We start from the raw sequence: 22,283 nt of genomic DNA on the forward strand, positions 1-22,283 counted from the left end.
CGCACCCGTCGCCATCTCGGTCCCGGGGGGCTGTGGCGGACCTAGACTGGCGCCTGTCGCCGTCAGGGGAGGAGCCCACGTGGTCGAGCTCGCCGCCCAGCCAGGGGGTACGTCCGTACGCCGCAGCCCCCTCCGCCGGGCCCCGGCCCTGCCCACCTGGCTCGCCAAGACCATCATGGCGGCGACGGGACTACTCTTCACCGCCTTCGTGGTGGCGCACATGGTCGGCAACCTCAAGGTGTTCGGCGGGGCGTCGGGTTTCGACGCCTACGCCGGGTGGCTGCGGACGCTGCTGTACCCCCTCGTCCCCCACGAAGGCGTCCTGTGGGCGTTACGCGTCGTGCTGGTGCTGAGTCTGGTGGCGCACGTCTGGTGCGCGGCGGTGTTGGTGCGGCGCTCCCACGCGTCCGCGGGCCCGCACCGCCGGCGGACGGGGCTGACGGCCGGCTCGTTCGGCGCCCGCTCGATGCTGCTCTCCGGAGTGGTGCTGCTGCTGTTCGTGGTCTTCCACGTCCTCGACATGACCACGGGCACCGCCCCCGCCGCGTCGGACGCGTTCGAGCCCGGTACGGCGTACGCCAATCTGGTCGCCAGTTTCTCGCGGCCCTGGGTCGCGGCGTTCTACGGCATCACCATGGTGCTGCTGGCACTGCACGTCGCCCACGGGGTCCGCACGACGGCCGGCGACCTCGGGGTGACCGGCGTCCGGAGCCGGGCGGTGATCACGACCGTGGGTGGGATCGCCGCGGTGGCCGTGCTGCTGGGCAACGCCGCTATCCCGATCGCGGTCCAGGCCGGATGGGTGTCATGAGCTTCATCCCGCCCCCCGTCCTCGTCCCAGACGCACGGCAGGGAGGTGTGCTGAGCTCGGGCACGCCCGGGGGCGACCCCGCCACTGCGTGGGGCAGGCGCCGCGACGCCTATCGTCTGGTCGCCCCGGCCAACCGTCGCCGTCTCCACGTGGTGGTGGTCGGCACGGGCCTGGCCGGCGCCGGCGCCGCGGCCGCCCTCGGCGAACTCGGTTACCGGGTCACCGCCTTCACTTACCACGACGCCGCCCGGCGCGCGCACTCCGTCGCGGCCCAGGGCGGGATCAACGCGGCCCGCGGCCGCCGCGTGGACGGCGACTCCGTGGCACGGTTCGTCGCCGACACCGTCTCGGGCGGGGACTTCCGCGGGCGGGAGGCCGAGGCGTTCCGGCTGGGCGAGGAATCCGCGCGGGTGATCGACCACTTCTCCGCTATCGGGACCCCGTTCGCACGCGAGTACGGCGGCGTCCTGTCCACCCGGTCCTTCGGCGGCGTACAGGTCTCGCGCACCTACTACTCCCGGGGGCAGACCGGCCAACAACTCCAGCTCGCGGGAGTCTCGGCCCTGCAGCGGCAGATCCGTGCCGGCGCCGTGACGCTGCACACCCGCCACGAGATGCTCGACCTCGTCGTCGACGACTCGGGGTGCCACGGCGTGGTGGTGCGCGACCTGGTGTCCGGCCACACCCGGGCCGAGACCGCGCACGCGGTCGTCCTCGAGACCGGCGGCTACGGGACCGTCTTCCACGACTCCACGCTCGCGATCCACTCCAACGCCTCGGCGGTGTGGCGCGCGCACCAGCGGGGGGCCCTGTTCGCCTCACCGTCGTTCGTGCAGTTCCACCCCACCGCGCTACCCAAGGACAACGACTGGCAGGCCAAGACGATCCTCATGAGTGAGTCGCTGCGCAACGACGGCCGCGTCTGGGTCCCGCGGCGAGAGGGCGACGACCGCGCCCCCGGCGAGATCCCCGACGCCGACCGCGACTTCTTCCTCGAGCGCCGTTATCCCGCCTTCGGCAACCTCGTTCCCCGCGACGTGGCCTCGCGGGCGATCACCGCCCAGGTCCGCGCGGGGCGAGGGGTGGGGCCGCGTCGCAACTCCGTGTACCTCGACTTCCGTGACGCCCTGGCCCGCGAGGGTCGCGGGACGATCTCCGAGCGCTACGGCAACCTCTTCGAGATGTACGCGCACGCCACCGGTGAGGACCCGTACGCCGTGCCCATGCGCATCGCCCCGACGTGCCACTTCACGATGGGCGGGCTGTGGAGCGACTTCGACCTGCAGACCTCGATCCCGGGCCTCTTCGTGGGCGGCGAGTGCGGCTGGGGTTATCACAGTGCCAACCGGCTAGGGGCGAACTCCCTGCTCAGCGCGAGCGTCGACGGGTGGTTCACCCTTCCGTACTCGGTGCCGGCGCACCTGGCCACCCGCCTCGGGGACGACCTACCCGGTGACGACGACGAGGTGGTCGTCACCGCCGTGGCCCGCGCCCGGACGCGTGTGCGGAACCTGCTCGCCGTGGGCGGCTCGACCGGGCCCGAACACTTCCACCGTGAACTCGGCGAGATCCTCTACTCGGGCTGCGGCGTCACCCGGACGGCCGACGGCCTGACCCGGGCGCTCGGGCGCATCCGTGACCTGCGGGCCCGGTTCTGGAACGACCTGCGGGTCACGGGCACGGGCGGTCACCTCAACCAGGTGCTCGAACTGGCCGGGCGGGTCGCCGACTTCCTCGAACTCGCGGAACTGATGTGCGTGGATGCGCTGGACCGGGACGAGTCGTGCGGCGCCCACTTCCGCGACGAGCACCAGACGCCTGACGGCGAGGCCCTGCGTGATGACGTGAAGTGGGCTTTCGCCTCCGCCTGGGCCTCCGAGGGCGATGACCTTGGCGGGCGACGGTCGTTCACCCGCCACGCCGAACCGCTGGAGTTCTCGGCGGTCGCCCCCACCGCGAGGGATTACCGATGAGGCTCACCCTGCGCGTCTGGCGACAGGCCGGACCCGACGAGACCGGCCGGTACGAGGAGTTCGAGGTCGGCGACGCCCGGCCGGAGATGAGTGTGCTGGAGCTGCTCGACGTACTCAATGCCGACCTGGTGGACGCGGGCGTCGAACCGGTGGCGTTCGACTCCGACTGCCGCGAGGGGATCTGCGGGGCCTGCGGGATCACCGTCGACGGGCGCCCCCACGGTCCCGCGGAGAACACCCCGTCATGCCACCAGCGGCTGAGCTCCTACTCAGACGGGGATACCCTGCGCATCGAACCACTTCGCGCCGCCGTGTTCCCGGTCATCCGCGATCTGGTGGTGGACCGCTCAGCCCTGGACGGGGTCATCGAGGCCGGGGCTTACGTGGGGATCCCGGCCGGCGCCGCCCCGGACGCGGACTCGACACTGCAGGGCCACGACACGGCGGAGACCGCACTGGACTTCGCGGCCTGCATCGGGTGCGGGGCGTGTGTGGCGGCCTGCCCCAACGGCTCGGCCAATCTGTTCGTGGGGGCCAAACTCGGGCACCTCGCCCTCATGCCTGTCGCGAGCGCCGACCGCGCGGCCCGTGCCCGCGAGATGGTCGGCGCGGCCGACGAGGAGTTCGGGCCCTGCTCGCTCTACGGGGAGTGCTCGCGGGTGTGCCCGGCGGGGATCCCGCTTCGGGCGATCGGCGCGGTCAACCGAGAACGGCTCCGTGCGGTCTTCCGGCGCTCGTGATCCTCAGCGCATGCGTTGGGAGATGACCTTGGAGATGCCGTCGCCCTGCATCGACACGCCGTAGAGCACGTCGGCGACGTCCATGGTGAGTTTCTGGTGGGTGATGACGATGAGCTGGCTGGTCTCCCGCAGCTGCTCGAACAGCCCGATGAGGCGCCGCAGGTTGGTGTCGTCGAGCGCGGCCTCGACCTCGTCCATGACGTAGAACGGGCTGGGGCGGGCCTTGAAGATCGCCACCAGCATGGCGACCGCGGTGAGCGACTTCTCGCCGCCGGACAGCAGCGACAACCGCTTCACCTTCTTTCCCGGTGGTCGCGCCTCCACCTCGATGCCGGTGGTGAGCATGTCCTCCGGCTCGGTGAGGATCAGTCGCCCCTCGCCGCCGGGGAAGAGCGTTGCGAAGACACCACGGAACTCGCGTTCGACGTCGATCCACGCCTCGGTGAAGATCTGTTCGATGCGCTCGTCGACGTCGTCGATCACCCCCTCCAGGTCGGACCGCGCCTTCTTGACGTCGTCGAGCTGGGTGGACAGGAACGCGTAGCGCTCCTCCAGGGCAGCGAATTCCTCCAAGGCCAGCGGGTTGACCTTGCCCAGGGTGGCCAGGTCCTTCTGCGCCGACCTGAGTCGACGTTCCTGTTCGGCGCGCACGAACGGCATCGGCGGCGGCGGGGTCACGTCCTCGCCGCGCTCGCGGGCGGCCTCGTACTCCTGCATCTCCAGCGCCGACGGCGGCAGGTCCACGTCGGGGCCGTACTCCTCGACGAGGGCCTGCGGTTCGATACCGTGACGCTCGAGCACCGCCGCCTCGAGCTCCGAGACCTTGACCTGGAGCTGCGCCCGGACGATCTCGTCGCGGTGGGCGGCGTCGCCGAGCCTCGACACCTCGGACTCGGCGGCCGCGAGATCACCGCGCAGCGTGGCGACACCGGCGGTGGCCTCGGCGCGCGCGGCCGAGAGCCGGTCCCGCTCCGCCCCGGCGGCGGCGATGAGTTCATCGAGCCGGGCGAGCAGCCGCCCGCTGAGTTCATCGACCACGCCGGCGACCTCCGCGCCGCGGCGCCGCTGCGCCGCCGCCCTGGCCGCCCGGGCCCGGGACTCGCGCTCCGCCTGCGCTGCCCGCCGCAGGGACGCCGACCTGCCGCGGACGCCGGCGGCCCGCTCCTCGGCCGACCGGTGGGCGAGCCTGGCCTCGAGTTCCGCGGCCCGGGCCGCTGCCACCGCGGCCTGCGCGGCACCACGCCCGTCGTCCTCGGGTGGCCGGACCTCGTCGTCGTCCCCGGCCCTGGCGAGTCGGTCGGTCAGCTCGGCGTGTTCGGCGCGCGCGGCGTCGAGCTTGTCCACCGAGATCCGGCGGGTCTGCTCCAGGCGCCGCACCTCGGCCTCGGCGCGACTGCGTCGCTGGCCGATGCGGGCGAGCTCCGCGTAGATCTCCTCGATCGCGGCGTCGGACTCGCTGATGGCGGCGAGCGTCTCGGAGAACCGGTCCGCCCGCTCGGTGTCCTCGGCCGCCGCGCCGGCCAACTCGGCGCGGGTGGTCTCGATCTCGGCCCGAACGGCGTCGCGCTCGACAACCGCGGCGTCGATCGCCGACTGGATCTCCAACCCCGTCCGCCTCGACGCGGACCCGCCCACGGTCCACCCAGCGCCGGCCAGCTCCCCGTCGCGGGTCACCGCGCGCACGCGGCGGTCCGCCTCGACCTGGGCGTGGGCGGCGTCGAGGTCGTCGACCACGACCACATCGACCAACAGTGCGGTCACCGCCGCCACGAGGTCCTCCGGGACGTCCACCACGTCCAGCGCCCAGCGTGCCCCGCCGACCAGGTCGACCTCCAGGCGGTAGTCGCCACCCGGCGCCCCGGCTCCCACGAGACCGGCCCGGCCCGCGTCGGCCTCGCGCAACGCCGCAAGTACCTGGCGCCGGTCCACGGAGGTGTCCACGACCACCGCGTCGACGGCCGGTCCGAGTGCGACCCCCACGGCGCGTTCCCACCCGTCGCGGACGCCGAGCATCTCCCCCACCGTCCCGGCGACGGCGTCGGCCCCGAGATGCCGCAGGACCCACTCGGCGCCGTCCCGGGCGCCCTTGTTCTGCTCGAGCGTCTCGATCCGTGCGGCCAGCCGCGCGATCCGCTGGTCGGCCTCCCGCTCGATCCCCTGCAACTCCGCCAGCCGGGCCCGTGCCGCCAGGTGGGCGCGCTCGGCCCGCCCCAGGTGTTCGTCGAGGGTCCGCTCGCTCTGCTCGTGCGCCCCCACCCTGGCGTGGACGGCGTCGAACTCGGCCTCGGCGTCGACCACGGCGGTGCGCGCGACCTCCGCCTCGGCGTCCACCCGCGCGATCTCCGCCTGGGTGGACTCCACTCTCGCGGCGAGGGTCTCGACCTTGCCCGCGAGCCTGGCCACGCCCTCCCGGCGGTCCGCGATCGCCCGGACGGCCTTGAGATGCTCCGCCTCGAGCGCGGCGAGCGCCGACTCGGCCTGTCCGAGCGCCTCCGTCGCGAGACGGGCCTTCTCGGCGGCGGCGTCGACCTGGGCGGCGAGTTCCTCCTCGTGCGCGGCGGCCCGCTCGGCCTGGCGATCGAGCTCGTCCGGGTCGGTGCCGTGGTGCACCGCGACCTCGGCGGCGAGCGACCGCGCGCGGTCGGCGGCGATCCGGGCGGTGGCGCGGGCCCGCTCCGCCAACGTCGACAGGGCGAACCACCGCTGCTGCGCGGCGTCGGCGTCCGGGGTCAGGCGATCGAGCTCGGCCTGGGTGTCTGCGATGGATCTCACCAGCTCGTCCCTGCGGTCGACCGCCTGCGCGACCTGGTCCGCCAACCGGGAGCGGACACTCTCGGCATCCGCGAGCTCGCGTCGACGGGTGACGAGGTCGTCGGCGGCGAGGCGGAACGTGGCGTCGCGCAGGTCCGCCTGGATGGTCTGCGCCCGGCGCGCGACCTCGGCCTGCCGCCCCAGCGGCTTGAGCTGGCGCCGCAGTTCGGTGGTGAGATCGTTCAACCGGTCCAGGTTGCCCTGCATCCCCGCGAGCTTGCGCTGGGCCTTCTCCTTGCGGCGCCGGTGCTTGAGGATGCCGGCGGCCTCCTCGATGAACGCCCGGCGCTCCTCCGGCTTGGACTCGAGGATCTCGGCGAGCTTGCCCTGGCCGACGATCACGTGCATCTCGCGGCCGATGCCCGAGTCCGAGAGCAGTTCCTGCACGTCCATGAGTCGGGCGCGGTCGCCGTTGATCTCGTACTCCGCGGCGCCGTCGCGGAACATCCGGCGGGTGATCGACACCTCGGCGTAGTCGATCGGCAGCACGCCGTCGGAGTTGTCCAGGGTGAGGGTGACCTCGGCGCGGCCGAGCGGCTGCTTTCCCGCGGTCCCCGCGAAGATGACGTCCTGCATCTTGCCGCCGCGCAGCGATTTGGCGCTGTGCTCGCCCATGACCCAGGTCAGGGCGTCGACGACGTTTGACTTGCCCGACCCGTTGGGCCCCACCACGCAGCAGATCCCGGGTTCGAATCTCAGGGTCGTCGGCGCCGCGAAGGACTTGAAGCCCTTGAGCGTCAGCGACTTGAGATACACGGTTGTCGATCCTAGGTCAGCGTTCGACGAATCCCGGGAGTCCGCCCCGGGCCGGCTCCCAGGTGTCGACGACGAGGTCCACGTGGCCGGGGGTCCCGCCGCCGCGGAGGAGTTCCAACAGGTCACGGCACGCGGGCTCCGGTCCCTCCGCCACCACGTGGACACGCCCGTCCGGCTTGTTGGCCGCGTACCCGCTCAGCCCCAGTTCGAGTGCCCGGCTGCGGGTCCACCAACGGAAGCCCACGCCCTGGACGCGGCCGTGGACCCAGGCGACCAGCCGGACCCGGTCGGATCCCGGGGCGCTCATGCCTCGCCGCCCCCGGTCTCGAAGCCCAGCTCGATCTCGGTGCCCGCGGTGAGCGTCCGGCCGACCGTGCACGCGGAGTCCACCGAGCGCCGGATCATCGCCACCAGCCGCTCGGCCATGGCCGGGTCGAGCCCCGACAGGTCGAGCTCGTAGGTCTCCTCCAGCAGCGGGTACCGCTCGTTCTCGCGGTCGGCGTCACCGGAGACGCGGACGGTCGCGGCGTAGTCGTCTCCCAGCCGGCGGGAGATCGTGAAATCCGAGGCCATGGCCGTGCAGGCTCCGAGCGCGATCTTGAGCAACTCGCCCGGGGTGAAGACCCCCTCGACGTCGGCGGAGCCGATCTCGACCCGGGCTCCCCGGGAAGATGTCCCCACGTAGCGTCGGGTCCCGGTGCGTTCGACACGGAGATCGGGAGCGGGGTGCGCCGCCTGCGGGGCTGCCGGTGTGGACGTCTGCGAGTGGGTGGGCGGCGTCGACTCAGTCATGCGGTCATCGTACGACCGGTCCGCGGGCCACCTCAGCCCCGCCGCGGCGCGCGGGACCGATGTGGCGGGCGGGACCGGCGTGGCGCGGGCTGGCAGACCGGGCAGAAGTGCGAACCGCGGTTCATGAAGTCCTCCCGCACCACGGCCGTCCCACACCGCGCGCACGGCAGCCCCGCCCGGCCGTAGACGTCGAGGGACCGATCGAAGTACCCCGAGGCGCCGTTGACGTTGACGTACAGCGCGTCGAACGAAGTGCCGCCGGCCGCCAGCGCGTCCGCCATCACCTCGCGGGCGTGCTCGAGGACCCCGGTCACCGCGCGGAGTGTCACGGCGCCGGACCGCCGGCGGCCGTGGAGACCGGAGCGCCACAAGGCCTCGTCGGCGTAGATGTTGCCGATCCCCGAGACCACGGTCTGATCCAGCAGGAGGCGCTTGATCTCGGTGTCCCGGCGTCGGATCGTCCGGGCGGCGGCGAGGGGGTCGAACCCGGGCTCGAACGGGTCCGCCGCGATGTGGACGGCCGGCGCGGGCAGGAGCTGCCCCGTGCCGTCGAGGGCCTCCGCCAGCGGCACGACGGTCCACCCGCCGAACGTCCGCTGATCGACGAACCGCAGCTCCGTGCCGTCGTCGAGCTCGGCGCGAGCGTGCAGGTGGCGTACCGGCGGCGCACCACCGGCGGTGACCAACATCTGACCGCTCATCCCCAGGTGCACGAGCAGACAGTCCGCGCCCGCCGCGTGGTCGGAGTCCAGGGTGAGCCACAGGTACTTGCCGCGACGCCGGGCGCCGCTCACGGTGCGGCCGGTCAGACGCGCGACGATCTCGGGGGCGCCGCCCGGCTGCCGACGCGCGGTGCGGGCGCCGCTGACCTCCACGGCCGTGATCGCACGCCCGACGACGTGATCGGCCAGGCCCCTTCGGACGACCTCGACCTCGGGTAGCTCGGGCACGTCAGCGGGTGGTCCCGTCCAGGGCGGACCACGCCTGCTCGGCGGCCTTCTGCTCGGCCTCTTTCTTGGTGCGTCCGGTCCCCTCGCCCAGGGACTCATCGCCCACGAGCACCACCGCGGCGAAGGTCTTGTCGTGGTCCGGCCCGGTCGAGGTGATCTCGTACCGCACCCTGGGCCTGCCCGTCGACGCGCACTTCTCCTGCAGGCTGGTCTTCCAATCGAGCGCCGCCCCCAGATGCGGGACCACCTGCAGTCGGTCGCCGATGATCCGTTCGATCAGACCCCGGGCCGTCTCGAGCCCGTGGGTCAGATAAACCGACCCGAACACCGCCTCGAGGGTGTCGGCGAGGATCGAGTGCTTGTCGCGGCCACCCGTCAGTTCCTCACCGCGGCCGAGCCGCAGGTGATCTCCCAGGCCGCCGGGGCCGATCTCGCGCGCGATGTCGGCCAGGACGTAGGTGTTGACCAGGCTCGCGCGGATCTTGGCGAGGTCCCCCTCGGGACGGTCCGGGTACGCCGTGTAGAGGTACTCCGTCACGACCAACTCGAGCACCGCGTCGCCGAGGAACTCCAACCTCTCGTTGTGGGGCAGACCGCCGTGCTCATAGGCGTACGACCTGTGGGTCAGCGCCTGGGTGGCGAGGTCGGCGGGGAGTGCGACCCCCAGGACCGAGTCCAGGGGCGACGGCTGGTCCGTCACGCGCGGTCCTCACCGGCATCGCCGGCTCCGGTGGACCCGAACTTCTCCGCCAACCCGGCCCAGCGCGGGTCGATCCGGCCCTCGGCGTCGCCGGAAACGCCGTCGGGAGCGGGGGTGTCGGGGTTGATGCACTCGTCGTGACCGTAGTCGGTGCACGTCGGCGACATGGGGAACTCCAGACCGAACGCGTCGACGAGCGCGGGCTCGAGGTCGAGCAGGTCGCCGTCGAGGAGACGGACCTCATCCTGTTCGGCGGCCTCGGCCGCGGCGGTGCCCTCGGCGGCGAACATGTCGGTCAGGTCGACGCCCACCCGGGCGGAGAACTCGCCCAGGCAGCGTGCGCACTCGACCTCGGCCCGCCCGGTGACGGAACCGGTGACCAGCACACCCTCGTCGACGTAGGTCAGCATGAGGTCTAGGTCCACCTCGGAGCCCTCGGGGATCCGGATGAACTCCACGCCGATGGCCGAGGGCAGTACGGCGGCACGCTGCACCGGCTCCATCGAACCGGGCGCGCGTCCGAGGACGCGGGTGTCGAGGACGAGCGAATCGGCGGCAGGGCGGCCGTGGCGGGGGGTACGGGAGGTGGTGGACACGCCCAGCAGACTACCCGCCGACGTCAGTAGTCCCCGTACCCGTCGCCCGGGCGCTCGTCCTCGCGGACCCCCCGCCGACCGGTGGGCTCCCGTCGCCCGACCGGGGCGACACCGTGCAGTTCCTCGCGACCCCGGCTGACGGTGCGCATCGTGGTGCCGAGGAACTCCTCGAACCGGGCCATCTTCTCGTCGATGTAGGCGTCGCATTCCTCGCGCCGACGCTCGCTCTCGGCGTGCGCGGCGTCCCGCACCCGCGCGGCCTCCTCGTCGGCGATGCGGACGACCTCGGACTCGGACAACATCCGCTGCTGCTCCTGCCGGGCCTCGGTGATCGTGCGGTCGTAGAGGACGTTGGCCTGTTCGACGAGCCGGTCGGCCTCGGCGCGGGCGCGGCTCGTGGTGGACTCGGCGTCCCGACGCGAGCGGTCGAGGAGCTCCGCCGACTCGGCGCGGGCGTCGCCCACCAGCCCGTCGGCGTGGGTGGTCGCCTCGGCGACCATCCGGTCGGCGCGGGCCTTGGCGTCGGCGAGCATGGCGTCCGCGTCCTCGCGCGCCTCACGCAGGGTGCGGTCCGCCTCGGCATCGGCGGCGGCGACCGTCTCCCGGGCGGTGGCATCGGCTTCCGCGAGCACCCTGTCGCGCTGGTCCAGCACGTCCTGGGCGTCGTCGAGTTCGCCGGGGAACGAGTCACGGATGTCGTCGAGCAACAGCAGGGATTCGTGCCGGGGCACCACGCAGTTCGCGGTCATGGGCAGACTGCGGGCGTCCTCGATCATCGCGTTCAGCTCATCGAGGGCCTGGAACACTCGGTACACGCTCGTCCCTTCACCGGATCGTCACTCTTGTCCCACCAGTGTGCCCGCAACCCACGGCGCCGGGCCGGTGCGTGGGCGGTGTGTCCGGCAGGTCCGGCGGGCCGACGCCCCGCGCCCCGCCCCTCCCCGTCAGCCCAGGCGCTCCCTCAGGGCCCGGGCGACCTGCTCCGGGAGCAGGTGGGAGACGTCGCCGCCGAGTCGGGTGACCTCGCGGCACAGCGACGAGGAGACGAACGCCAGGTCGGCCCGGGTGGGCAGGAAGACGGTGTCGATCCCCGCGATCGAGCGGTTCATGTGGGCCATCGGCAACTCGTAGTCGTAGTCGGTGGAGTCGCGCAGCCCCTTGATCACGGCGGTGGCACCCTGATCGCGGCAGTAGTCCACGAGCAGGCCGTAGAAACTGTCCACCCGCACCCCGGGGATGTCGGCGCAGACCTCGTCGATCATCGCCTTGCGTTCGTCGATCGAGAAGGTGCCCTGCTTGTTGGGGTTGGCGACCACGCAGACGATCACGTCGTCGAACAGAGCGGCGGCCCGCCGGATGATGTCGAGGTGCCCGAGGGTCACCGGATCGAAGGAACCTGGGCACACGACGGTCGTCATGGCCCGACCGTATCAACAGGCCGGGCCATCTCCACGGCGGTCTCGCCGTAGGTGCGCTCGAACACGACCTCGTACCCGCCCGGCCACCGCACGGCCGGGTCCCGCTTCGACCGCTCCCACACGACGAGCGCGTCCTCCGCGAGCCACCCCCCGGCGAGCAGGGCGTCCAGCACCGGTTCGTCCAGCTCCGCGGACCGCTCGTACGGGGGGTCGGCCAGGACGAGGTGGAATCCGCCCTCGACGGGGCACCGGCCACGGACCGCGGCGGGCAACGCCGCGCGCTTCACGGTGAGGCGGAGCGGGTACGACGACGAGGACGACGACAACGACGACGCGCCCGCCGTGTTCTTCTTCAGACACGCCACCGCGCGCTGGTTCTCCTCGACGAACCACGCCACGTCGGCTCCCCTCGAGACCGCCTCGAGCCCGAGTGCGCCGGAGCCCGCGAACAGGTCGAGAACGGCCGCTCCGTCCAGGTCGACCCGGCTTCCGATGGCACTGAAGAGCGCCTCGCGGACGCGGTCCGTGGTGGGCCTGGTGCCGGCTGGCGGCACGGTGATCGACAGCCCGCGCAGGCGGCCGGAGATGATGCGGGTCATGTCTTCCCTGTGGTCGTGGGTCAGTATCTGAACAGGTAGTCGGATTCCTCGGAGCCGGCCAGGCGGCGGACCCGCTCCGCGAGCGCCGGATGAGCGTGCAGCCCCGGGTCGGTCTCCAGGATCTGTTCGGCGTGGCGCCGGGCGATCTCGATCACCTCACCGTCGTCCACCACCGACAGCAGCCGCAACGCCGAAAGGGCACCGGACTGTGCGTCCCCGAGGACGTCGCCCTCGCGACGCTGCACCAGGTCCAGCTGCGCGAGCACGAAACCGTCCGTCGTGGCCGCCACCGCGTCGAGCCGCTCCATCGAGCGGCCCCCGGTGCGGGAGTTGGTCACCAGCAGGCACAGGCCGGGCAGCCCACCCCGGCCTACGCGGCCACGCAGCTGGTGCAGCTGGCTCACGCCGAAGCGCTCGGCATCCATGACCACCATGACGGTGGCCTGGGGAACGTCCACGCCGACCTCGATCACGGTCGTGGAGACGAGGACGTCGAGTGCGCCGGTCGCGAACGCCGCCATGGTGGCGTCCTTCTCCTCCGGCGGGAGTCGGCCGTGCATGAGTCCGATCCTCAGTCCGGACAGGGGCCCGGTGGAGAGGTGCTGGTGCAGGTGCACGGCCGCGGCCAACGGCGGTCGGTCGCCGGCGTTGTCGTCGCCGCCCTTGTTGTCGTCGCCCTTGTTGTCGCCGCCCTTCTCGGGGTCGTCGGCGTCGATCCTGGCGCACACGACGTACGCACGATGGCCGGCCTCCACCTCCTCGCGGACCCGCTCCCAGGTCCGCTCGAGCCAGCGCGGCTTCTCCCTCGCCGGGACGACGGAGGTGGAAATGGGGCGACGCCCACCGGGGAGCTCCTGGAGTTCGGAGACCTCCAGGTCCCCGAACACGGTCATCGCGATGGTCCGCGGGATCGGGGTCGCGGTCATCACCAACAGGTGCGGCACCAAGCCCGCCCGTCCCTTGGCCCGAAGGCGATCACGCTGTCTGACGCCGAAGCGGTGCTGTTCGTCGACCACCACCAGTCCCAGGTCGAAGAAGTCCACCGAGTCCTGGATCAACGCGTGGGTCCCCACGATGATTCCGGCCTCCCCGGTGACGATGTCGAGCAGGGCCGCGCGCCGCTGGGCCGTGGACATCGACCCGGTGAGCAGCACCACGCGGGTGGCCTGCTCGCCCGCTCCCAACCTGCCGCGCTCACCGAGATCGCCGAGCATCGCCGTCAGTGAACGGTGGTGCTGGACCGCCAGGACCTCGGTGGGGGCCAGCATCACGCACTGCCGCCCGGCGTCGACCACCTGGAGCATCGCCAACAACGCCACCACGGTCTTGCCCGAGCCGACCTCGCCCTGCAGGAGCCGGTTCATGGGCTCATCACGGGTGAGGTCCGCCGAGATCTCCTCCAGTACCGACGCCTGTCCGCCGGTGAGCTCGAACGGCATCCGGGCCTCCATGGCCGCGCGGAGCCCGTCCCCGCGCACCGGGCTGGCCGGCGCCGGGTCCCGCGCGACGAACCGGCGCCTGGCGCCGAGCAGCAACTGCAGCGCGAGTGCCTCGTCGAAGCGCAGCCGGTACCCGGCCCGATCCTTGTCGCGGGAGTTCTCGGGTAGGTGGGCCTTACGAAGTGCCTCGTCGAGGTCCATGAGGCCCGCCACCGACCGGACCGTGTCATCGAGCGGGTCGACCACCGGCACCAACGCCCGAAGGGCGGTGACCACCGCGCCGAGCAGGTCCCAGGAGGTGACCCCCTCCTTGGCGGCGTACACGGGCAACAGTGGCCGGTCGAACAGGCTCGGTCCGCCCTCGGCGTCGATCTCCGCGGCCAGGCGGGCCAGCGCGGCGAGGTCGCCGGACCCCTTGAGCTGGCCGCCCGGGCCGGTCACCGGACGCAGGACGAGGAACTCGGGATGCTTGAGGTCAAGTGACCGGCGGAAGCGGGAGACGGTCCCGTCGAACATCGCCAGCGTCCCCACCGGCAGCATGAACTTGATCTTGCGACCGGCGAAGAACACGACCCGGAACGTGGTGTCGCCGTCCTCCACCGTCAGCGTGAGCATCTCACGCGTCTGCCGCTGCTTCGTCTGGTAGTTGCGGGCCTGCGCGGTGGTGACCTTGCCGATCACCGTGACACGCTCGCCGTCGACGAGCTCCCGCTTGTCGTAGCGCTGTCCGTGCTGGCGGTAGCGGCGCGGCAGGGTGTGTAACAGGTCGCCGACGCTGCGGTGCCCGAACGCCGCGGTGATCCGGTCCGCCAGCCCGGGGTCGAGGACCTCGGCGAGCGGGGTGTCGGTGGTGGCGAGAGAGGTCATTCGACCCCGACGTGGGCCACGGCCCGCCCGGGGCCGGCGGCGTACCCGACCACCTCGATGTCGGGGTGGCGGGACCGCACGCGGGACAGCGCCGACTCGGTCGCCGCCTCGTCGTAGGCGTCACCGAACAGCACGGTGACGAGTTCGCCTCCGGAGGACAGCACCCGGTCGACGAGCGCACACACCGCGTCGACCGCGTCGGACTCGATCAGGGCGACGTCGTGTCCCACCACGCCGAGCAGGTCGCCGGCCGCGCACCGACCCACCAGGGTCAGCGCGTCCTGTTCCGCCCGGATCAGGTGGGCGTGCCGGGTCCCGGCCGCGGCGTCGGCCATGGAGAACCCGTCCAGCGACAGCGTGGTCGTGGGGTCGTGCACCGCCAGGGCAGCCAGGCCCTGGACCACGGATCCGGTCGGCAGGATCAGTGCGTGCCCCTCGCCGTCGCGCAGCGCGGCGTCGATGGCGCCGATCTGGTCGCGGGACAGTTCGCCGTTGGGGAGGACGAGGAGCTCGTCGGCGTCGACGGCGAGCACTGCGTCGATCACGCCCTCCCCGTCGTCCCCCGGGTCGACGGTCTCCGCCCCGGCCTCGGAGAACAGGTCGGCCAGCGGCCCCTCCGGCACGATGGCGACGACCTTGCGCAGCCCGGGGTCGCCGGTTCGCGGGTCCGAACCGTGCGGGTCCCCGGCGCCGTGGGCCCGGTGCTGCCCGGGTCGATCGCCCACGGGGTCGAGCATGTCGGTCACCCGGATCTCGGTGACCCGCCCGAGCGACAGGGCCGCCTCGATCGCGGCGCCGATGTCGTCGGTGTGGACGTGCACCGCCCACCTGGCGTTGGCTCCGGAGCCACCGTCGCCGACGACACCCACGCTGTCGCCCACCATCCGGAGTGCGGTCCGCAACTCGTCGGCGCGCGCGTCGTCGGAGTGGGTGAGCGAGTACATCACCTCGTAGCGGGTCCCGGCGTCCTCGTGCGGTTCGTCCGTATCGTGCCCGGGCGTTGACGACGCCTCTGCGCCGTCCTTCGGGATGAAGTAGTCCGGCCGTTCGGGGGTCTGACCCGCCAGGATCTCGACCATGGCGTCCAGCAGGACGAGCAGCCCACGCCCGCCGGCGTCGACGACGCCGGCCCTGCTCAGCGCGGGCAGTTGTGACGTGGTCCTGTCGAGCGCCTCGGCGCCGGCGTCGGCGGCCACGCGGGCCACCTCGACCAGCGAGGAGGCGGAGGACCGTCCGGCCGCGGTCGCGGCCTCCCGCAGGACCGTGACGATGGTCCCCTCGACCGGCTCGCTCAACGCGTGGTCCACGAGGGTCACCGCGGTCCGCAGTGCGCGCCGGTAGGTGGAGGCGTCGACCACGGTGAAGGTCGCCGCCTCGCCGACCGCCCGCAACACCTGCGACAGGATCACGCCGGAGTTCCCCCGCGCACCGTGCACGGCCCCGTGGCCCAGCGCGACGGCGATCTCGCGGGCGCCGGCGGTGCCCCCGCCCTCGGAGATCCACGCGTCCTCGCCCTCGGCCCGGTCCACGGCCGCCCGCATGGTGTAGAGCAGGTTCGTTCCGGTGTCGGCGTCGGGGACCGGGAAGACGTTGAGGGCGTTGATCTCCTCGCGGCGGGCGGCGAGCTGCTCGACGCACCGCCGGGCCCACGTGAGCAGCCCGTGCGCGTCGAGGGTCGACGGACGTTCCTCGACACGTGTCGACTCCTGCGTCATCACCCCTCCTCACCGCGCGCCCACCCCTGCGGCCATCTTCCCTGTCGGCCCGGCCAAGCCTAGTACCCTCTGCACTCGACAGCCGTCCGACTAGCCGAGACGGCCGACACGACCCGGGAGCACCACGATGACCGCAGACCTCACCGCCACCCCCCTCGTCACTCTCACCGATGGGGTACTCACGCTCCCGGTCTCGCTGGAGGGCAAGGGCAACTCACTCGATTCCGACGCGGTCGATCAGGCGGCCATCGCCCTCCGTGCGCTCCTCGACGGCGAGATCGACGCCGGGTCGGTCCTGCTGGTGGGCCTGGGCAAGAATTTCTGCAACGGCGGCAACGTCCCGGGCTTCGCCGCGGCCGAGGACCGTTCGGAGCACGTGCGGGAGCTCGCGGACCGGCTGCACGGGGTCGTCCGGATGCTCGACGAGGTGACCGTGCCCGTGGTCGCCGCGGTCGCGGGGTGGGCGGCCGGCGCCGGCGCCTCGCTGGCCATGGCCGCGGACTTCTCGGTCGGCGGGCCCGACACCCGACTGCTTGCGGCGTATCCGGGCATCGGGCTGTCGCCGGACGGAGGGATGTCGTGGCGCCTGCCGCGCGCGGTCGGTCAGCCCGCCGCGCGGGCGTTCATCCTCGGCAACGAGCCGATGGACGGTGAGCGAGCCTTCCAGTTGGGCCTGCTCACGACCTTCGTCGACGGCGACGTCCGGGAGGCCGCCCGGTCGCTGGCGGTGCGTCTCGCGGCCGGACCGCGCGAATCCCACGCCGCCGCGAAGGCGCTCCTGCGTGCCTCCGAGAACGCCACGCTGTCGGATCAGCTCGACGCCGAGCGCGAGTCGATCGCCCGCCTCGCCGTCTCGCCGGACGGCATCGAGGGCGTGGATGCGTTCGTCGCCAAACGTCGTCCGGAGTTCGGACGGGGCTGAGCCGGGAACGCCACGTCGTGGACCGGCCGGGTCCGCTACATCTGCAGCGGATCCTCCGGTAGTCGCCAGTCCATCGGCTCGGCACCGAGTCGCCTCAGTTCCTCGTCGGCGCGGCTGAACGGCCGTGAGCCGAAGAACCCGCGCGACGCCGAGAGCGGCGACGGGTGCGCGGAGGCGATCACGGGGGTGTCCCCCAGCATCGGCGCCAGCGACTGCGCATGGCGCCCCCACAGGATCGCCACCATCGGGCGATCCCGCTCGACCAGGGCCTCGATCGCCCGCCCGGTGACCTCCTCCCACCCCTTGCGACGGTGGGAGGCGGGCTCCCCGGGCGCGACGGTGAGCACCCTGTTGAGCAGCAGGACCCCTGCACGGCTCCAGGCCCCGAGGTCGCCGTGACCGGGGGCCGCCAGTCCCAGGTCGTCCGTGTACTCGCGATAGATGTTGACCAGGCTTCGCGGGAGCGGACGCACGTCGCCGTCGACCGCGAAACTCAGTCCGACCGCGTGGCCGGGCGTCGGGTACGGGTCCTGCCCCACGATCAGCACGCGCACGTCGTCGAACGGCTGGGTGAACGCGCGCAGCACCCGGTCGGCGGCGGGGAGGTACCCCCGGCCCGCCGCGTTCTCGGCGCGGAGGAAATCACCCATCCGGTGGATCCGTTCCTCGACCGGCGCGAGCGCGCGTGCCCAGCCGGGGTCGAGGAGGTCGGACAACGGTGCGGGCGGGGTGTGTCGGTCGTCCACCGGTCAGTCGAGCCGACGCAGGTCGGCGCGGTAGCGCATGGCGTTGTCGTGGTACATCTGCGTGTTGCCCTCGAGCATCGCGGGGTCCACCTCGACGCCCTCGCGGATCTTCGCCGGCGTCCCCATCGCCATGCGGCGGGCGGGGAGGTCGAACCGGGGCGGGACCAGGCAGCCGGCGGCCACGACCGCCCCGTCCCCGATCACGGAACCGTTGAGCACGATCGAGCCCGACGAGATGAGGACGCCGTTCCCGATGGTGGCCCCCTCGATGTGCGCGTTGTGGCCCACCACGCAGTGTTCACCGATGATCGTCGGTTCGGTGGCCGTGCAGTGGACGATCGTGCCGTCCTGGATATTGCTCATCGCGCCGATCTCGATGCGCCCGTAGTCGCCGCGCAGGACGGCGGTGGGCCACACCGAGGCGCCGGCGCCGAGTGTCACCCGGCCGATGACCACCGCATCGGGGTGCACCCAGGCGTCGGGTGCGATGTCGGGTTCGAGGTCTCCCAGTGCGTAGACAGCCATGCGGATCACCCTAGTTCGCGCCGCGGGCGGAGTCCCAGCCTCCCGGCGTGCGGGGCTCACCGTCGAGGGTGACCAGGCCGGGTTCTCCCGACCGGACGGTGCCGATCGCCGTGAACCCGGGCGGGATCACCGCCCCGGGTGGGAACGTCCCGAGCAGTCCGTGGTCCTCGCCACCGTCGAGGACCCAGTCCAGCACCTGACGCCCGGGGTCCGCGACGCCCAGTGTTCCCGCGGCCTCGGTCAGGACCGGGTCGACGGGCAGCGCGTCGGTGACGAGGTCGGCCGCGACGCCCGATGCCCGCGCGAGCCCCGACAGGTCGCGCAGCAGCCCGTCGCTGACGTCGGTGAGAGCCCGCGCGCCTGCGAGCCGGGCGGCGGTGCCGGAGCCGATCGGCGGTACGGGTACCCGGTGCGACCGCTGGAGCGGGCCGTCGGCGTGCCCGGCCAGGAGCAGCGCCAGCCCGGCGGCCGAGCGTCCGGGCGCGCCGGTGAGCGCGACCGTGTCGCCGGGCTCCGCCCCGTCGATCCGCAGGGGGCGGGCGCCGTCCGGGAGGGTGCCGATCGCCGTCACGCCGACGACGACGAGGTCCGCTCTGGTGAGATCCCCGCCGACCACGACGGCGCCGGATCGCGCGGCCTCCCCGTGAACACCCTCCGCAAGGTCCGCGATCTGCCCCATCGTCGTCGCGGCCGGTACGGCGAGGGCGACCAGGACACGTGTGCACTCGGCCCCCATCGCCAGGACGTCGGAGACGTTCTGCGCCACCGCGCGCCTGCCCACGTCGCCCCAGCCGGTGAGGTCGAGACGGAAGTGGGTGCCCTCGACGAGCATGTCGGTGGTGACCACGGTGGCGGCGGCGGGTCCCAGGACCGCGGCGTCGTCGCCGTTGCCGACCGGGTCGTCCACGGCGTGCCCGGCCGCGCCGCTCAGGACGGCGAGCACCGCGGCCTCGCCCGCCTCGGCGACGGTGAGGGCGCGGTCGGACACGGCGGCCACCTCTGCTTCCCGTGGTGTCTCGTCGCCGGGCACACCGGCGGGGGTCTGTAGCGTTGCCGTCAGGTTAGCGGCCGCCTGAGTCGGCGGCCGATCGTGGGAGGAAGGACGACACGACGTGGCTTCGACGGATTCGGACCCGGCCGGGCGGTATGACGCCGGCCCGCGGGACACCGGTACCCCGGGTGCGCGGGCGGTCCCCGTGTCGACCATCGTGGTGGTCCTCGCGGTGGTCGTCCCGCTGGTCATGCTCGCCGTCGTCTTGGTGCTGTTCCGCTCGGTGGGTGAGGAGGCCACGGAGGCGGCCGCGAGCGAGCCGGTGGCCGCGGTGCCCATCCCCTCGCCCGGAGCCGGGTCTGACGAGTGCGCCGCATTGATCGAGTCGCTCCCGGAGTCCCTCGGGGAGGCCGGCCGCGTCGCTCTGGCCGAACCGGCGCCGGAGGGGACGGCGGCATACCGGATGCCCGATGCCGAACCGGTGATCGTCCGCTGTGGACTGCCGGCTCCGCCGACCTTCACGGTGGGGGTGGGCCTGCAGGAGGTCAACGGCGTCCAGTGGTTCAACGAGCCCGATCCGGACCCGGCGGTCACCGCGTCGACCTGGGTCGCCGTCGACCGTCTGCAGTTCGTCGCGGTGACACTGCCCGACGGCAGTGGAACCGGCCCGATCCAGGATCTCTCCGACGCGCTCACCGCGAGCCTCGAGGCCGTCGAGCCGGACCCCGCACCGATCGGCTGACCCGGCCGACGGGGCCGGGGTGCGGCCGTCTCAGCCGCGGGCGAGTGCGGTCCGCACCAGGGTGTCGAGCAGGGTCGGGTAGTCGACGCCCGTCGCCGCCCACATCTGCGGGTACATGGAGATCGGGGTGAACCCGGGAATGGTGTTGACCTCGTTGATCACCGGCCCGTCGGCGGTGACGAAGAAGTCCACCCGACTCAGCCCCCGGGCGTCCAGCGCGTGGAACGCCTCCACCGCCAGTGCGCGCAGTCGCCCGGTCTCCTCGTCCGAAAGGTCGGCGGGCAGGTCGAAGGTGGTCACGTCGTCGAGGTACTTGGTGTCGAAATCGTAGAAGGCGTCCCCCTCGGTCCCACCCTCCCCGCCGGTGGGCTCGCCGGGGATGTGCAGTTCGGCGGGCAGACTCGCCTCCACCCGGCCATCGGGGTACTCGAGGACCCCGCACTCGACCTCGCGTCCGACGATCGCGGCCTCGACGATCACCTTCGGGTCGAAGCGTCGCGCCTCGGTGATCGCCGCATCGAGTTCCTCCGCCCGCGACACCTTGGTGATGCCGATGGACGAGCCGCCGCGGGCCGGCTTGACGAACAAGGGAAGCCCCAAGCGGTCGAGGTCCGGCGCCGGGAGCGTCGCGGTGCCCGGCCGGAGCACGACCTGCTGACCGATCGGCAGGCCCGCTGCGCCGAGGACGACCTTGGTGAACTCCTTGTCCATGCCGGCGGCACTGGCGAACACGCCCGGGCCGACATAGGGGATGCCCGAGAGTTCGAGCAAACCCTGGACGGTCCCGTCCTCCGCGTGGGTGCCGTGCATGACGGGGAAGACGACGTCCACCCGAGCGAGTTCCTCCCCGGCCCGGTCGCCGCCCGAGAACCGCAGCACCCCGCGGTCGTCGGTGGACAGCCCCAGTGCGACCCCGGGGCGGTGCGGGTCGACGACCGGCATGTTGCGATCGACGATCCGCAGGTCGGACACGTCCTCCGGGCCGAGCGTCCACGTCCCGGATTCGGTGATCCCGACGGGGATGACCTCATAGATCGCGGGGTCGAGGTGCGACATGACGGCGCCGGCGGAGACGCAGCTCACGGAGTGCTCCGAGCTGCGACCGCCGTAGAGGACGGCAACGGTGATGCGATTCACCGGGCCGAGGCTACTCGGGCTTGGTGCTCCGCCTCATGAGGCGCACCGCCACCTCGACGGCGTCGCCCCCCTCGTGACAGATCTCGTGGATCGCCTCCGTCAGCGGCATCTCCACCCCGACCCTACGGGACAGCTCGCGGATCGACGTGCACGACTTGACCCCCTCGGCGACCTGACCGTTGGTGGCCTGCTGGGCCTGTTCCAGGGTCTCTCCCCTGCCCAGACGCTCGCCGAAGGTCCGGTTGCGGGATAGGGGCGAGGTGCAGGTCGCCACGAGGTCCCCGAGGCCCGCCAGCCCCGCGAAGGTCATTTGGTTGGCGCCCAGCGCCACGCCGAGCCTGGTGGTCTCGGCCAGCCCTCGGGTGACGAGGGTGGCCATGGTGTTGTCGCCCAGCCCCATCCCGGTGGCGATGCCGCACACGAGGGCGATGACGTTCTTGGTGGCGCCACCGATCTCGCAGCCCACGACGTCGGTGTTGGTGTACGGGCGGAAGTAGGGGGTGGAGAAGGCGTCCTGGAGCCGGGCCGCACGCTCGTCGTCCGTGCAGGCGATCACGGTCGCTGCGGGCTGCCCCTCCGCGATTTCCCTCGCGAGGTTGGGGCCGGACAGCGCGGCGATCCGGCGATCGTCGAGCCCGGTGACCTCCGCGACGACCTCGCTGATGCGCATCAGGGTCCCTGTCTCGATGCCCTTGGCCAGCGAGATCACCCCGGCCTCCGGCTCGAGGTGGTCGACCCAGTGCTCGAGGTTGCCCCGCAGACTCTGGGACGGGACCGCCAGCACGACCTCCTCGGCGCCGGCCAGGACGCGCGCCGGGTCGGTCGACGCGGTGACCGTCGCCGGCAGCACGATGTCGGGGAGGTATTTGGAGTTGCAGTGCGCGTCGTTGATCCCGGCTGCCACCTCGTCCCGACGGGCCCACATCACGACCTCGGATCCGGCGTCGGCGAGAACCTTGCCGACCGCGGTCCCCCAGGACCCCGCACCCATCACCGCGATCCGCGCCATCATCGCCTCCCGACCGTCGACCTGCTCCCGACCGCCACCCTCAG

At 72.5% G+C, this 22,283-nt stretch carries 21 protein-coding genes; 5 read left to right on the plus strand and 16 right to left on the minus strand.

Annotation, left to right across the window (positions count from 1 at the left end; genetic code table 11):
* Positions 1-175 precede the first annotated feature (175 nt).
* Genes G6R20_RS06630 through G6R20_RS06640 form a run of 3 tightly spaced genes read left to right on the plus strand, consistent with a single transcriptional unit; the run spans position 176 to position 3,524 of the window.
* Positions 176-811 (plus strand): succinate dehydrogenase cytochrome b subunit, encoded by a 636-nt coding sequence (locus tag G6R20_RS06630; RefSeq protein ID WP_163376093.1) that lies wholly within the window; start codon positions 176-178, stop codon positions 809-811.
* Positions 808-2,784, plus strand: coding sequence for a fumarate reductase/succinate dehydrogenase flavoprotein subunit (locus G6R20_RS06635; protein ID WP_163375899.1), 1,977 nt, complete (start codon positions 808-810; stop codon positions 2,782-2,784). The genes G6R20_RS06630 and G6R20_RS06635 overlap by 4 nt, the downstream gene beginning before the upstream one ends.
* A complete protein-coding gene (locus tag G6R20_RS06640; protein WP_163375900.1) occupies positions 2,781-3,524 on the plus strand; it encodes a succinate dehydrogenase/fumarate reductase iron-sulfur subunit in 744 nt (247 codons plus the stop codon). Before G6R20_RS06635 ends, G6R20_RS06640 begins: the two co-directional genes overlap by 4 nt.
* Before the next feature lie 3 nt (positions 3,525-3,527).
* Here G6R20_RS06640 and smc read toward each other — a convergent pair whose 3' ends face one another.
* The 11 genes from smc to G6R20_RS06695 form a co-directional block, all read right to left on the minus strand.
* Positions 3,528-7,091, minus strand: coding sequence for a chromosome segregation protein SMC (gene smc / locus G6R20_RS06645; RefSeq protein ID WP_163375901.1), 3,564 nt, complete (start codon positions 7,089-7,091; stop codon positions 3,528-3,530).
* A gap of 16 nt (positions 7,092-7,107) precedes the next feature.
* Positions 7,108-7,398 (minus strand): acylphosphatase, encoded by a 291-nt coding sequence (locus G6R20_RS06650; protein ID WP_163375902.1) that lies wholly within the window; start codon positions 7,396-7,398, stop codon positions 7,108-7,110.
* Complete coding sequence (locus G6R20_RS06655; protein WP_163375903.1) at positions 7,395-7,883, minus strand: OsmC family protein; 489 nt, start codon at positions 7,881-7,883, stop codon at positions 7,395-7,397. The genes G6R20_RS06650 and G6R20_RS06655 overlap by 4 nt, the downstream gene beginning before the upstream one ends.
* Positions 7,884-7,915: 32 nt before the next feature.
* Positions 7,916-8,833, minus strand: a complete 918-nt coding sequence (gene mutM, locus G6R20_RS06660; protein WP_163375904.1) for a bifunctional DNA-formamidopyrimidine glycosylase/DNA-(apurinic or apyrimidinic site) lyase — start codon at positions 8,831-8,833, stop codon at positions 7,916-7,918.
* Position 8,834: 1 nt separating this feature from the next.
* On the minus strand, positions 8,835-9,533 hold the full coding sequence (gene rnc, locus G6R20_RS06665) for a ribonuclease III (RefSeq protein ID WP_163375905.1): 699 nt from the start codon (positions 9,531-9,533) through the stop codon (positions 8,835-8,837).
* A complete protein-coding gene (locus G6R20_RS06670; RefSeq protein ID WP_163375906.1) occupies positions 9,530-10,129 on the minus strand; it encodes a DUF177 domain-containing protein in 600 nt (199 codons plus the stop codon). Before G6R20_RS06670 ends, rnc begins: the two co-directional genes overlap by 4 nt.
* A 23-nt stretch (positions 10,130-10,152) precedes the next feature.
* Positions 10,153-10,935, minus strand: a complete 783-nt coding sequence (locus G6R20_RS06675) for a DivIVA domain-containing protein (protein ID WP_205475753.1) — start codon at positions 10,933-10,935, stop codon at positions 10,153-10,155.
* Positions 10,936-11,073: 138 nt separating this feature from the next.
* Positions 11,074-11,547, minus strand: a complete 474-nt coding sequence (gene coaD / locus G6R20_RS06680; protein ID WP_154827719.1) for a pantetheine-phosphate adenylyltransferase — start codon at positions 11,545-11,547, stop codon at positions 11,074-11,076.
* A complete protein-coding gene (gene rsmD / locus G6R20_RS06685) occupies positions 11,544-12,146 on the minus strand; it encodes a 16S rRNA (guanine(966)-N(2))-methyltransferase RsmD (protein WP_163375908.1) in 603 nt (200 codons plus the stop codon). The genes coaD and rsmD overlap by 4 nt, the downstream gene beginning before the upstream one ends.
* Positions 12,147-12,166: 20 nt before the next feature.
* Entirely contained in the window at positions 12,167-14,452 is a 2,286-nt protein-coding gene (recG, locus tag G6R20_RS06690; RefSeq protein WP_163375909.1) for an ATP-dependent DNA helicase RecG, read from the minus strand.
* Complete coding sequence (locus G6R20_RS06695) at positions 14,449-16,167, minus strand: DAK2 domain-containing protein (protein ID WP_163375910.1); 1,719 nt, start codon at positions 16,165-16,167, stop codon at positions 14,449-14,451. The genes recG and G6R20_RS06695 overlap by 4 nt, the downstream gene beginning before the upstream one ends.
* 127 nt (positions 16,168-16,294) lie before the next feature.
* On the opposite strand from G6R20_RS06695, the gene G6R20_RS06700 reads away from it, so the two are divergent.
* On the plus strand, positions 16,295-17,089 hold the full coding sequence (locus G6R20_RS06700) for an enoyl-CoA hydratase-related protein (RefSeq protein WP_163375911.1): 795 nt from the start codon (positions 16,295-16,297) through the stop codon (positions 17,087-17,089).
* 35 nt (positions 17,090-17,124) lie between these two features.
* Here the strand turns inward: G6R20_RS06700 and G6R20_RS06705 are convergent, their stop codons facing one another.
* Genes G6R20_RS06705 through thiL form a run of 3 tightly spaced genes read right to left on the minus strand, consistent with a single transcriptional unit; the run spans position 17,125 to position 19,348 of the window.
* Positions 17,125-17,835, minus strand: a complete 711-nt coding sequence (locus G6R20_RS06705; protein WP_067717544.1) for a uracil-DNA glycosylase — start codon at positions 17,833-17,835, stop codon at positions 17,125-17,127.
* A 3-nt stretch (positions 17,836-17,838) separates the two neighbouring features.
* On the minus strand, positions 17,839-18,360 hold the full coding sequence (locus tag G6R20_RS06710; protein ID WP_067717980.1) for a gamma carbonic anhydrase family protein: 522 nt from the start codon (positions 18,358-18,360) through the stop codon (positions 17,839-17,841).
* A 10-nt stretch (positions 18,361-18,370) separates the two neighbouring features.
* A complete protein-coding gene (gene thiL, locus G6R20_RS06715; protein ID WP_240341308.1) occupies positions 18,371-19,348 on the minus strand; it encodes a thiamine-phosphate kinase in 978 nt (325 codons plus the stop codon).
* 124 nt (positions 19,349-19,472) lie between these two features.
* On the opposite strand from thiL, the gene G6R20_RS06720 reads away from it, so the two are divergent.
* Positions 19,473-20,093: a DUF3515 domain-containing protein gene (locus G6R20_RS06720; protein ID WP_119192428.1), complete on the plus strand. Its 621-nt coding sequence runs from the start codon at positions 19,473-19,475 to the stop codon at positions 20,091-20,093.
* A 30-nt stretch (positions 20,094-20,123) separates the two neighbouring features.
* Here G6R20_RS06720 and G6R20_RS06725 read toward each other — a convergent pair whose 3' ends face one another.
* Positions 20,124-21,230 carry a D-alanine--D-alanine ligase family protein gene (locus tag G6R20_RS06725; protein ID WP_067717538.1) on the minus strand — a complete coding sequence of 369 codons (1,107 nt, stop codon included), beginning with the start codon at positions 21,228-21,230 and terminating at the stop codon, positions 20,124-20,126.
* 10 nt (positions 21,231-21,240) lie between these two features.
* Complete coding sequence (locus G6R20_RS06730) at positions 21,241-22,239, minus strand: NAD(P)H-dependent glycerol-3-phosphate dehydrogenase (protein WP_096907217.1); 999 nt, start codon at positions 22,237-22,239, stop codon at positions 21,241-21,243.
* Positions 22,240-22,283 lie beyond the last annotated feature (44 nt).

The sequence above is a fragment of the Dietzia sp. Alg238-R159 genome (assembly GCF_900537145.1).
GTDB lineage: Bacteria > Actinomycetota > Actinomycetes > Mycobacteriales > Mycobacteriaceae > Dietzia > Dietzia kunjamensis.

Coding starts and splice junctions, on each gene's coding strand:
- coaD (WP_154827719.1), bottom strand. CDS start 11,547: ATGACGACCGTCGTGTGCCCAGGTTCCTTCGATCCGGTGACCCTCGGG.
- G6R20_RS06640 (WP_163375900.1), top strand. CDS start 2,781: ATGAGGCTCACCCTGCGCGTCTGGCGACAGGCCGGACCCGACGAGACC.
- G6R20_RS06630 (WP_163376093.1), top strand. CDS start 176: ATGGCGGCGACGGGACTACTCTTCACCGCCTTCGTGGTGGCGCACATG.
- rsmD (WP_163375908.1), bottom strand. CDS start 12,146: ATGACCCGCATCATCTCCGGCCGCCTGCGCGGGCTGTCGATCACCGTG.
- G6R20_RS06655 (WP_163375903.1), bottom strand. CDS start 7,883: ATGACTGAGTCGACGCCGCCCACCCACTCGCAGACGTCCACACCGGCA.
- G6R20_RS06635 (WP_163375899.1), top strand. CDS start 808: ATGAGCTTCATCCCGCCCCCCGTCCTCGTCCCAGACGCACGGCAGGGA.
- G6R20_RS06650 (WP_163375902.1), bottom strand. CDS start 7,398: ATGAGCGCCCCGGGATCCGACCGGGTCCGGCTGGTCGCCTGGGTCCAC.
- G6R20_RS06710 (WP_067717980.1), bottom strand. CDS start 18,360: ATGGCTGTCTACGCACTGGGAGACCTCGAACCCGACATCGCACCCGAC.
- recG (WP_163375909.1), bottom strand. CDS start 14,452: ATGACCTCTCTCGCCACCACCGACACCCCGCTCGCCGAGGTCCTCGAC.
- G6R20_RS06730 (WP_096907217.1), bottom strand. CDS start 22,239: ATGGCGCGGATCGCGGTGATGGGTGCGGGGTCCTGGGGGACCGCGGTC.
- G6R20_RS06695 (WP_163375910.1), bottom strand. CDS start 16,167: ATGACGCAGGAGTCGACACGTGTCGAGGAACGTCCGTCGACCCTCGAC.
- G6R20_RS06700 (WP_163375911.1), top strand. CDS start 16,295: ATGACCGCAGACCTCACCGCCACCCCCCTCGTCACTCTCACCGATGGG.